The sequence below is a fragment of the Cellulomonas sp. IC4_254 genome (assembly GCF_011603975.1).
Taxonomy (GTDB): Bacteria; Actinomycetota; Actinomycetes; order Actinomycetales; family Cellulomonadaceae; genus Cellulomonas.
Genome location: NZ_JAANNB010000135.1, coordinates 1 through 10,875, shown reverse-complemented (window position 1 = coordinate 10,875; position 10,875 = coordinate 1). Strand labels below are relative to the sequence as shown.

At 76.8% G+C, this 10,875-nt stretch carries 11 protein-coding genes; 2 read left to right on the top strand and 9 right to left on the bottom strand.

Annotation, left to right across the window (positions count from 1 at the left end):
- The 5 genes from G6556_RS13205 to G6556_RS13185 all read right to left on the bottom strand — a co-directional run.
- On the bottom strand, positions 1–1,124 hold a 1,124-nt coding region (locus G6556_RS13205), incomplete at its 3' end, for a hypothetical protein (protein ID WP_166942099.1).
- A 140-nt stretch (positions 1,125–1,264) separates the two neighbouring features.
- The gene (locus G6556_RS13200) at positions 1,265–1,702 is read right to left on the bottom strand and encodes a PTS sugar transporter subunit IIA (protein ID WP_166942096.1); all 438 of its coding nucleotides are present in this window, start codon (positions 1,700–1,702) and stop codon (positions 1,265–1,267) included.
- Positions 1,699–3,231, bottom strand: coding sequence for a PTS mannitol transporter subunit IICB (locus G6556_RS13195; RefSeq protein WP_166942109.1), 1,533 nt, complete (start codon positions 3,229–3,231; stop codon positions 1,699–1,701). Before G6556_RS13195 ends, G6556_RS13200 begins: the two co-directional genes overlap by 4 nt.
- Before the next feature lie 207 nt (positions 3,232–3,438).
- Positions 3,439–4,479, bottom strand: coding sequence for a zinc-dependent dehydrogenase (locus G6556_RS13190; protein WP_147796524.1), 1,041 nt, complete (start codon positions 4,477–4,479; stop codon positions 3,439–3,441).
- A gap of 13 nt (positions 4,480–4,492) precedes the next feature.
- On the bottom strand, positions 4,493–5,254 hold the full coding sequence (locus tag G6556_RS13185; protein WP_166942106.1) for a DeoR/GlpR family DNA-binding transcription regulator: 762 nt from the start codon (positions 5,252–5,254) through the stop codon (positions 4,493–4,495).
- A gap of 273 nt (positions 5,255–5,527) precedes the next feature.
- On the opposite strand from G6556_RS13185, the gene G6556_RS13180 reads away from it, so the two are divergent.
- Positions 5,528–5,953 carry a transferase gene (locus tag G6556_RS13180; protein ID WP_166942093.1) on the top strand — a complete coding sequence of 142 codons (426 nt, stop codon included), beginning with the start codon at positions 5,528–5,530 and terminating at the stop codon, positions 5,951–5,953.
- Positions 5,954–6,049: 96 nt separating this feature from the next.
- Here G6556_RS13180 and G6556_RS20245 read toward each other — a convergent pair whose 3' ends face one another.
- On the bottom strand, positions 6,050–6,859 hold the full coding sequence (locus G6556_RS20245; RefSeq protein ID WP_166942090.1) for a DUF1684 domain-containing protein: 810 nt from the start codon (positions 6,857–6,859) through the stop codon (positions 6,050–6,052).
- Positions 6,860–7,026: 167 nt separating this feature from the next.
- On the opposite strand from G6556_RS20245, the gene G6556_RS13170 reads away from it, so the two are divergent.
- Entirely contained in the window at positions 7,027–8,067 is a 1,041-nt protein-coding gene (locus G6556_RS13170) for a phosphatase domain-containing protein (protein ID WP_166942087.1), read from the top strand.
- Positions 8,068–8,097: 30 nt separating this feature from the next.
- Here the strand turns inward: G6556_RS13170 and G6556_RS13165 are convergent, their stop codons facing one another.
- The 3 genes from G6556_RS13165 to G6556_RS13155 form a co-directional block, all read right to left on the bottom strand.
- Positions 8,098–9,549 carry an NAD(P)/FAD-dependent oxidoreductase gene (locus G6556_RS13165; protein ID WP_166942103.1) on the bottom strand — a complete coding sequence of 484 codons (1,452 nt, stop codon included), beginning with the start codon at positions 9,547–9,549 and terminating at the stop codon, positions 8,098–8,100.
- A 299-nt stretch (positions 9,550–9,848) separates the two neighbouring features.
- A complete protein-coding gene (locus tag G6556_RS13160; RefSeq protein WP_166942084.1) occupies positions 9,849–10,592 on the bottom strand; it encodes an MBL fold metallo-hydrolase in 744 nt (247 codons plus the stop codon).
- Positions 10,589–10,864, bottom strand: coding sequence for a CDGSH iron-sulfur domain-containing protein (locus tag G6556_RS13155; protein ID WP_166942081.1), 276 nt, complete (start codon positions 10,862–10,864; stop codon positions 10,589–10,591). Before G6556_RS13155 ends, G6556_RS13160 begins: the two co-directional genes overlap by 4 nt.
- Between the last annotated feature and the right edge of the window lie 11 nt (positions 10,865–10,875).

The following is a 10,875-nucleotide window of genomic DNA, read 5'->3' as shown; positions in this document are numbered from 1 at the left end:
TGCCCGGCGGCCGGGTCCGGCCGGCCGCCGGGCACGAGGTCGGCGGGCACGAGGTCCCACGGGTCGGGTGCCGGGCCCGAGCGCGCGGACCCGTCCCAGCGCCACGCCAGGTCGACGACCCGGCCCGGCAGGTGCCGGACGGTGAGCACCAGCGTCGGCGGGGCCGGCGGCGGGACCACGACCGAGCCGTCGGCGCTCGCGACGTCCAGCCCCGCGCGCAGGGCGGGCAGGTGGTCCCGCAGGAACGGGCCCGCCTGGTCCTCGGGGACCAGCACCCCCGCACGCAGGGCGTCCGCGACCGTGCGCCCGCCGGCCGCGTCCCCGAGCAGCGCGAGCTGCTGCGGCCCCAGCGGCTCCGCCGTCGGCGCCAGCAGGACGCGGCGCGGCTGGGCGGGGTCGACCACGTAGACGCCGTGGTCGCCGATCGGGTGCGCGTGCGCGACGTGGAACGGCTCGCCGTCGACGGTCAGGTGCGCCGCGACCCGCAGGCCGCCGGCGCCGTGCGCGACGTCCAGCCCCAGCCGTGCCTCGCCCCCGCGCCGCACCTCGGCGCCCGCACCCGAGCCGACCAGCACGATCCCGAGGTCCCGGGCCTGGTCGAGCAGGTCCCACAGCACCGGGTTCACGAACTCGTCGAGGTAGACCCACGCGGCGTCCTGCCCCGGCACGGGGGCCTCGGCGGCCCGGTGCAGGGCGCCGACCTGGCAGAACCAGCGGTGCTGCTCGGCGTCGAGGTCGAGCCGGGCGCGCATGTGCGGGATGTTCGCCCACGTGACGCTGCCCCGGGCCCAGCCGCGGTCGGTGCGGGTCACCGGGCGGACGCCCAGCCGGTACCCGGCGGTACCCGGGTCGGCGGGCTCGCCGGGGCGCCGCGGGACGGCGGTGCGGGACACCGGGCCGTTCCAGCGCTCGCGGGTGCGCGGGGTCAGCTCCCGGAGCTCGACCTGGAGGGCGGCGCGGCGGGCGCGCGGCGCGGGGGCGGCGTCCCCCCAGGCGAGCAGGCCGTCGAGGACGGCACGCCAGTCGCCGGCGGGGGCGTCGGCGCCGCCGGCGGGCGCCGGGGTGCCGCCGGCGGCGTCGGCGTCCCCGCCCGCGGACGGCGCGGGGGACGGGACGGCGGGCACGCGCCCGATCGTGCCACACGGTCCCGACACCCCCGCCGTCGCCGCGAGTGCCCATGAAACGGGTCGAGTGCCTATCCGCCGGATAGGCACTCGACCCGTCTCCTGTGCACTCGGCGCGCAGGACGCGTCCCGCGCGCGGGTCAGGCCGGCTCGACCTCCGCGAGGACCGCCGTCAGCTGCTCGCGGGTGGTGGCGTCGAGCACGCGCTGCACGCGCTCGCCGTCGCTGAACACCAGGGCGATCCGGGACAGCAGCGACAGGTGCTCGTCGCCGACGCCCGCGATGCCCACGACGACGCGCACGGGGTTGCCGCCCCAGTCCACCGGGTCCTCGTACCGCACCAGGCAGACCGCGGACCGGTGGATCGCGCCCTTCGCCTCGTTGGTGCCGTGCGGGATGGCGAGGTAGCTGCCCATGTAGGTGGAGATGGTCAGCTCGCGCTCGAGCATCGCGTCCACGTACCCGGGGTCGACCGCGCCGGACGCGACGAGCAGCGCCCCCGCCTCCCGGATGGCCTCCTCCTTCGACCCGGCGGACCCCGCGGGGACGATCAGGTCCGCGCTCAGCAGCTCCGTCATGTCGTGCTCCTCTCCGCCGGCTCCGCCGTCTCCGTCTCCGCGCGGGCCTCGCGGACGACGTCGTCGTACACGGGGCTCGACAGGAAGTTGTCGACCGACACGTGCCGGGCGCTCGGCGCGTGCCGCCGTGCGCGGTCGGTCAGCTCGCGCTGGGTGATGACCAGGTCGACGTCGTCCTCGAGGTTGGCGACGGCCTTGTTGACCACGGTGATGTCGCCGCGGCCGGCCTTCTTGAGCTTGTCGCGCAGGATGCTCGCGCCCATGGCGGACGACCCCATCCCCGCGTCGCAGGCGAACACGATCGACCGCACCGGCGCGCCCGCCGGGGCCCCGGTCGCCGTGGGTGCCTCGGTCGGCACCGCGCCGCCCTGGCGGGCCGCCATGGCGTCGAGCGCGGAGGACGACTTGCCCTTGTTCGCCTCGGTCTGGGCGATCGCCGCGGCGAGGTCGCCGCCGCCGGCCGCGAGGTCCCGCTTGCGCGAGGCCCGCAGGATGACCGCTGCCACCAGGAAGGTGACGACGAACGCGAGCACCACCGACAACGTCACGCCGACGAACGAGTCACGTGGTGTCGCCGCGTACACCGCGATGATCGACCCCGGTGCGGCCGGGCCGCGCAGGCCGCTGCCGAACACCACGTTGGTCGCGATGCCGGTCGCACCGCCGAGGATGGCGGCGATGATCAGCGTCGGCTTCATCAGCACGAACGGGAAGTACACCTCGTGGATGCCGCCGATGAACTGCACGACCGCGGCGCCGGGCGCCGACGAGCGCGCCGCCCCGATGCCGAAGAACGTGTAGGCCATCAGGATGCCCAGGCCGGGGCCGGGGTTGGACTCGACGAGGAACAGCAGCGACTTGCCCTGCTCCACGACCTCCTGCGCGCCGAGCGGCACCAGGACGCCGTTGCCGATCGCGTTGTTCAGGAACAGCACCTTCGCGGGCTCCACCACCACGGCCATGAGCGGCAGCAGGTGGTTGTCGGCCATCCAGGACACCACGTTGCCGAGCGCGTCGGACACGCCGGTGATGATCGGCGCGAACCCGAAGAACGCGGCCACGGCCATCGCGGCGCCGAGGATGCCCGCGGTGAACATGTCGACGAGCATCTCGAAGCCCGGCTTGATCTTCCCGGCCCAGAGCGAGTCGACCTTCTTCAGTACCCACGCCGACAGCGGGCCGACGACCATCGCGCCGAGGAACATCGGCACGGTGGAGCCGGTGATCATGCCGACCGCCACGATGGAGGCGACGACGCCGCCGCGCTCCTTGTAGACGATCCGGCCGCCGGCGTTCGCGATCAGGATCGGCAGCAGGTAGGTCACCATCGGGCCGACCATGCCGACGTACTGCTGGAACGTGGTGCCGTCGTCGGCGAGCGCGAGCTGGGTGGCGGCGCCCTGCCAGCTGCCCGGGTCGTCGGCGTTGCCGAACCCGCCGAGGATGCCGTTCGGCAGCCAGCCGACGGCGATGAACAGCGACGTGATCAGGCCCCAGGCGAGGAACGCCGGGAGGTTCGGCATGATCATGGCGCTCAGGAACGCCCCGAACCGCTGGACGCGGACCTGGGCCTGCTTGCCCCGCGACGGGGTCGGGGCGGTGGTGGCGGCTGCGGTGGACACGGGGTTCACACCTCCCCGTCGCGGGGGGTCGGCCGGGCGCTGCGGCCCGGCGCGGAGAGGATCCTCATTGACCTGCTCCTTCGTGGTGGGTGGCGACTGCCTCGCGGCGGGTCGTCACGGCTCGATGGTGACCTTGATGCCCGCGCCCGTACGGACGACGTCGATGCCCTCGGCGACCCGGTCCAGCGGCAGCCGGTGGGTGATGAGGTCGGCGACGGGGACGCTCCCGTCGGCGATGTGCGCCAGCGCCTGGCGGTTGTGCTCGGGGCTGGACCCGTTCGCCCCGAAGACCGCCAGCTCGCGGTAGTGCACGAGGTTGGAGTCGAAGGTGATGGTCGGCCGGTCCTTCGGCAGGCCGCCGAACAGGCTGAGCCGGCCCTGCGGGGCGAGCATCTGCAGCGCCTGCTCCTGCGCCACGCCCGAGGCGGCGGCGGTGATGACGACCGACGGGCCGCGCCCGTCCGTGGCCTCCTTGACGGCCTCGACCGGGTCGACCTCGGCGGCGCAGATCGCGACGTCCGGGTGCACGACGGCGGCGGCGAGGTCGAGGCGCTCGCGGCTGAGCTCGACCAGGACCACCTTCTCGGCGCCGCGCGCCCGGGCCAGCCGGACGTGCAGGCAGCCGATCGGGCCGGACCCGACCACGACGACCGTGTCGCCCTTGTGCACGTCGATGATCTCCTGGGCGTTGATCGCGCAGGCGAACGGCTCGGCGACGCTGGCCTCGGCGAACGAGACGTTCTCCGGGATCCGGTTCAGGCCGTCGACCTTCAGCACCTCGCGCGGCACGATCATGTACGGCGCGAACCCGCCGTCGAAGTCGTAGCCCATCGACACCTGGTTCGGGCAGATCGTCATGGCGCCTGCGCGGCAGAACTCGCACTCGCCGCACGGGATGGCCGCGATGACCTGGACCCGGTCGCCCGGCGCCCAGCCCTCGACGCCCGCGCCGACCTCCACGACCTCGCCGGCGATCTCGTGGCCCATGACGCGCGGCGGCCGGATGCGCAGGTGGCCCGACGTCGAGATCTTGACGTCGGTGCCGCACATCGAGGTGGCCCGGACCCGGATCTTGACCTCGCCCTCCTGCGGCGTCGGCTCGGGCGCCTCCTCGAGGCGCACGTCGCCGGGGGCGTAGAAGCGGAAGACCTTCATCTCTCTCCTTGGTTCAGGCCCGCACGACGCGCGGGCCGGCGGACTCGATCTCGTCGGCGAGCTCCGGCGCGACGCCGCTGTCGGTGACGACGGCGTCGACCCGGCCGAGCGGCGCCACGACGGCGAGCTCGGTGCGGCCGACCTTGGTGTGGTCCGCGAGCACGACGGTGCGGGCCGCGGCGGCCACGAGCGCGCGCTTCACGGTGGCCTCGGCGAGGTCGGGCGTGGACAGCCCGGCCTCGACGCTCAGCCCGTTGGTGCCGAGGAACGCCACGTCGACCCGGACGTCGGCGAGCGCCCGCTCGGCCCAGGACCCGACGGCGGCGAGCGTGCGGGGGCGCACGGTGCCGCCGACCAGGTGCAGCGTGACGAGGGGGAGCGCGGCCAGGGCCGTGGCGACCGGCAGCGCGTGGGTGACGACGGTGAGCTCGCGGTCGGCGGGCAGCATCTCCGCCAGCCGGGCCGTCGTGGAGCCGGCGTCGAGGATCACGGACCCGCCCTCGGGCAGCTCGTCGAGCGCGGCCTTGGCGATCCGGTCCTTCTCGGCGCCCAGCTCGTGCTCGCGCTGCGCGAGGGCGGGCTCGTAGCCGAGCCGCTCGACGGGCACGGCACCGCCGTGCACCCGGCGCACCAGGCCCATGCGCTCGAGCACCGTGAGGTCGCGGCGCACCGTCTCGGGCGTCACGTCCATCTCGGCGGCGAGCTGCTGCACCTCGACGCGGCCCGCGGCGCGCGCGGTCGTGAGGATCAGCGTGTGGCGCTCGGGCGGGTACACGACGGCGATGTCCTGTCCTGGCGAGGTGCGGCCCGTGGCGGCGCCGCGTCGGGCCTCGGTGCCCGGCAGCCCCACTGTGGCGGACGACACACCGCGAAGTCAACAAAAACGGGGGAACCCAGACCGAACCAAACACACATCCGGGGGTAAACGCAGGTCGGCCCCGGTGCGCACGGCGCCCACGGCCCCGCACGGCCGCGCGTTCCCGGAGGTCGCGCGCGAGTTCGTGCCGCCGGGAACACCGGGCCCGCCCCGGGCGTTGGGGAGGGCAGGATGAAGAAGCGATACGAAGACCTCGAGATGCAGGACGGCACGGTCGTGCGCTACCAGCGTCACGGCAACGGCGGCGGGCTCGTCGCCAAGGGGGCCGTCGTCGACGACACGGCATTCGTCGCGGACTCCGCCTGGGTCGACCCGGGCGCCCGCGTCGAGGCGCGTGCCCGGATCGGGCAGCACTGCTGGGTGGAGCCCGGCGCCCGCGTGGAGGTGGCGGCGACCGTCGGGTCGCACGTGCACCTGGCCCGCGGCGCGACGGTCGGCGCCGGCGCCTCCGTGGGCGTGCGCGCCGAGATCGGCGCCGACGCGCGCCTGGAGCCCCGCGCGGTCGTGGCGGCCGAGTCGCGGGTGCAGCCGGGCGCGGTCGTGCCGGGCACCGCGCCGCGCAAGAGCGGCCGCCTCGACCGGCACCTGGTGGCCTGAGGCCCTGACCTGCTGACGACGACCCGGTCCGCGCGCCGCGGACCGGGTCGTCGTCGTGCCTGCCCCCCGTCGCGACGGCGCCCAGCGGGCGCGGTGCTAGCGCCCCGTGGGGCGCCGCTCGCCCGCGCGCACCGGGAACGGCAGCGTGTTGCCCGCGGGCGGCAGCGGGCAGGTCCCGTGGTCGCTGAAGGCGCACGGGGCGTTCTCCGCGCGGTTGAGGTCCAGGACGACGGAGCCGTCCGGGCGCGGGTCGACGGCGAGCACCCGGAACGCCGCCGTCTCGCCGCCGTTGCTCGCGTCCCGGAACCAGATCGTCGGCTGCGCGCCGCCGGCCACCTGCAGCACGTGCTCCGCGCCGGCGTGCGTGAACCGGACGTGCCCGGCGACGTCGCGGCGGTGCCGCACCCGGCCGGCGACGGAGCCGGTCTCCTCGACGGTGCCGGGGTCGGCGGGCTCGAACGTCGCGGCCAGCACCCACGCCGGGTCGTGGTCGAACCGCGGGATGCCGGCGAACGCGGTGACCGCCGGGGCGTGCGGGTCGCGGACCCGGACGCCGTGGTTCAGCGGGCCGCGCCCGACGGGCTCCAGGACCCGGTCGCCCGCCCGGAGGTCGCCCGCCGCGCCACCGGCGGCGGTCCACACCACGGTCGTGGCGGCGAGCGGGGCGCCGTCGAGGGTGAGCGCCCCGGCCGCGGAGGTGCCGGCCGGGTCGACGTGGATGCCCGCCGCGTCGGCCCACCACAGGCCCGGCAGGTCGTCGTAGGCGGCAGGGGTGCCGGTGAGCCAGTGCAGGGCGGTGAGGCTGAGCCAGCCGTGCGGGTCGGCGAGCTCGGCGTCGCGGGCGGCCGCCCAGGCGCGCCAGCCGTCGGCAGCGGTCAGGTCGTCGGTGGGGGCGGTGCTGGTCACGCGGGCTGCTCCTCGCCGGTCGCTCGGGTCCGGGCGACGGTAGCCCCGGCCTCCCGCGCCGGACCACCGGCCGGCGGGAGGTGAGACGACGTGACGGCGCCGGGCGACCCGCGGCACGTCGGCGCCCCGCCGCGCGGGCCGGGCGGACCGCCGCGATACTGACCGGCATGCCCACGATCGCCGCGCTCGCCGCCCGGGCGGAGGACCGGGTCACCTCCGCCGTCGTCCGCCTGCTCTCCCGCCGCGGCTACACGCCGCGGGTCGTCGCCTACCCGTCGTACGGCACCGTCGACCGGTCCCGGGTGCGCGCGCGGGTGCTGCTCACCGCGCCGGACGCCCCGACGCCCGGGAGCGTGGCCCGGCGCGGCTGGCGCAACCTGCTGTCCGCCGAGCTGCCCGACGCGGAGGTGCACGTCCGCGCGCAGCCCGGCGAGGGCCCCGACCTCCTGGTCGCGCGCACCGACCGGGGCGGCTACCTGGACGCCTGGCTCGACGTCCCGCTCGAGCCGGGCTGGCAGACGCTCTACCTGTCGGTCGGGGAGGACCGGGACGTCCCGGCCCCGGTGCAGGTCGTGGACCCGTCGGCGACGCACGGCATCGTCAGCGACATCGACGACACCGTGCTCGTGACGATGGTGCCGCGCCCGCACCTCGCCGCCTGGAACTTCCTGGTCCGCTCCGAGGCCCGCCGCAAGCCGGTCCCGGGCATGCCGGAGCTGTACGGGCGGCTCACGGCCACGCACCCGGACGCCCCGGTGTTCTACCTGTCCACCGGCGCCTGGAACACCGCGAGCGCCCTGGCCCGGTTCCTGCACCGCGTCGGCCTGCCGCAGGGGTCGCTGCTGCTCACGGACCTCGGCCCGACGGGTGCCGCCCTGATGCGGTCCGGGCGCGAGCACAAGGCGGCCACGCTCCGCCGGCTCGCCGACGAGCTGCCCGGCCTGCGGTGGATCCTCGTCGGCGACGACGGCCAGCACGACCCGCAGGTCTATGAGACGTTCGCGGCGGAGAACCCGGGCCGGGTCGCGGCGATCGCGGTGCGCGAGCTGTCGGTGACCGAGCAGGTGGCGCAGAACGGCCTGCCCGGGCCGACGCCGGCCACCCGGCGCGCGGTGGACGAGCTGGAGCGGTCCTCGGTGGTGACGGTGCACGCGCCGGACGGACGGGCGCTGGCGGACCAGCTCGCCGACGCGGGCGTCATCGGCTGACGTCGGCGGGCGGCGCGGCCCGCCCGGGCGTCACGACGCGGGGTCCTCCCGCCCGAACACCTGGCGCAGCGCGCGCCGCGCGGCGTACCAGCCGGACAGCCCGTGCACGCCCGGTCCGGGCGGCGCGGAGGCCGAGCACAGGTAGACGCCCGGCGCGCCCGTGGCGAACGGGTCCAGGCGCGGGGTCGGTCGGGTGAACATCCCGACGAGCGAGATCGCGCCGCCCGCGATGTCGCCGCCGACGAGGTTGGCGTCGTGCTCGGCGAGCCGCGCCGCGGGGATGCCCTGGGACGCCACGACGGTGTCCCGGAACCCGGGGGCGAACCGCTCGATCTGGCGCACGACGGCCTCGGTGGGGTCGACGTCCGACCCGGCGGGCACGTGCGCGTACGCCCACACGGGCCGCACGCCGCGGGACACCCGGCCGTGGTCGAGGGCCGCGGGGTCCGACAGCAGGGTGAGCGGCTGCTCGGCGTGCCGGCCGCGGCCGACCTCGCGCTCGGCGGCGACCACCTGGTCCCGGTTGCCGCCCAGGTGCACGGTGCCGGCGCGGTGCACCTCGGGGTGAGCCCACGGGATCGGGCCGTCCACGACCAGGTCGACCTTGGCGGCCGCGTTCCCGTACCGGAAGCCCGCGTACGCCCGGACCAGGTGCGGCGGCATCGCGTCGCCGAACACCTGCGCCACCAGCCGCGGCCCCGTGTCGAACAGGTAGGTGCGCGCGGGCGGGAGGTCGGCGCGCCGGGCGACCGGGTGACCGGTGACGACGCGCCCGCCGAGCCGCACCAGGTCCGCGAGCAGGGCCTCGACGATCGCCTGGGAGCCGCCGCGGACCACCGGCCAGCCGTGGCCCGCGTGCGCCAGCGTGGTGAGCAGCACGGCCGTGCCCGCCGCGGCCAGGGACGGCAGCGGCGTGATGGCGTGCCCGGCGACCCCCGTGAGCAGCGCGGCGCCCTCCTCGGTCCGCAGCGCGGACGGCACCACGGACTGCCCGTTGCGCAGCACCGCGAGCGCGAACCGCGCCGCGGTCACCGCGGACCGGGGCGTGGCACCCGCGGGCACGCTGCGGTGGTCGCCGAGCGCCAGCGCGACGACGTCCTCCCACTGGTCGGCGAGCGGCCCGAACGTGGCCCGCCACGCGGCACCGTCCGCGCCGAGCCCGTCGGCGGTGCGCGCCAGGTCCCGGTAGGCGACGGCGGCGCGGCCCCCGTCCAGCGGCTGCGCGAACGACGCCGTCGGGGTGAGCAGGTCCAGGCGCTCGTGCAGCCGCAGCGACCGGAAGAACGGCGACGCCCAGGCCATCGGGTGCACCGCCGAGCAGATGTCGTGCACCACTCCCGGGGCGAGGCCGAGGTCGAGGGTGCGGGAGCCGCCGCCCACGGTGTCCTGGGCCTCGAGCACGACGACCTCCAGCCCGGCGCGCGCGAGGGTCACCGCGGCGGCGAGGCCGTTCGGGCCGGCGCCGACCACGACGGCGTCCACCTCGTGGGCGCCCGGACGGCCGCCGGCAGGACGGGTGCCGGTCGCGGTCCGGCCGGGCGCGGGCACCGTTCCGGTGCGCCGGCGGCGGGCGCCGTGCCGGGCGGGTCGCCCGCGGTCGTCGGGTCGGTCGGCGCGGTCGGCGGAGGACGAGGTCACGCCCTCGACCGTAGGCGGGATGCCGCGCGCGCGCACCGGCTCGTCGCCGGCGCGCGGCCGGGTCCGCCGCCGAGTGTCCACCGAACCGGTCCGATTCGCCCGGGGATGTCCGCCGGGTTCTGGGCACTCGGCGCGGGTGCGGCTCAGGCCGGTCCGGCCGCGCGCGCGAGCCGGACCGCCTCGGCCGCCCCGCCCGTCCACGGCTCGCCGTGGCCGGGCAGCACCAGGTCCGCGCCGGTGGCCGCCAGCGCGTCCAGCGACGCGAGGTTCAGCGCGCTGTCCGCCGTCGCCGCGCCCGCCACGATGCGCGGCCCGGTGCGGCCGGTGTACGGGTCGAGCGTGACCAGCGCGTCGCCGGACAGCAGCACGCCGCGGTCGGGCAGGTGCAGCGCGACGTGGCCGTCGGTGTGGCCGGGGCAGGCGACGACCTCGGGGCGGCCGGGCACCTTCAGCCGCGTGCCGGGCACGAGCGACCGGACGACCTTCACCCCGCGCACCCGGGCGGCGCCCGCCGCGACCATCGCGCCGAGGATCGGCACCGCCCGCGGGTGCCGGATCGGGTACGCGGCGCGGGGGTTCTCGTGCACGTACCGGTAGGGGTGCGCCGCGAGCCGGGCGTCGGCCGGGTGCACCCACACGTCGACGTGCAGGTCGCGCATCGCCTGCCGGGCGAAGCCGACGTGGTCGAAGTGCGCGTGCGTGAGCACGACGGCGCGGACGTCCGCGGGCGTGCGGTCGACCGCCGCGAGCAGCCGGGGGAGCGCGCGCCACATCCGGGGCAGGCCCGCGTCGACGACGGTGACCCCGCGGTCGCCGGCGATCGCGTAGCAGTTGACGTACGCGTGCTCCAGGCGGGCCACGCCGGGGGCGGGGACGGAGATCCTCATGACGCGTCCCGCCGCGGTGCGGGCGCCGCGCCGGGCGCCGGGACCGGCTCCGGCGGGCGGGGCACCTCGTCGTCGGTGCGGAAGCCGATCGCCTTGTGCGAGCCGTCGCAGAACGGCTTGATCCCGGACGCGCCGCACCGGCACAGCGCGACGGTGGCGCGGCGGCGCGGGACGACGCGTCCGGCGGCGTCGCGGATCTCGACGTCCCCGCGCACGAGGATCGGCCCGTCGGGGCAGGGGGTGAGGACGACCGGTGCGGTCTCGGCGGTCATGCGGTCTCCAG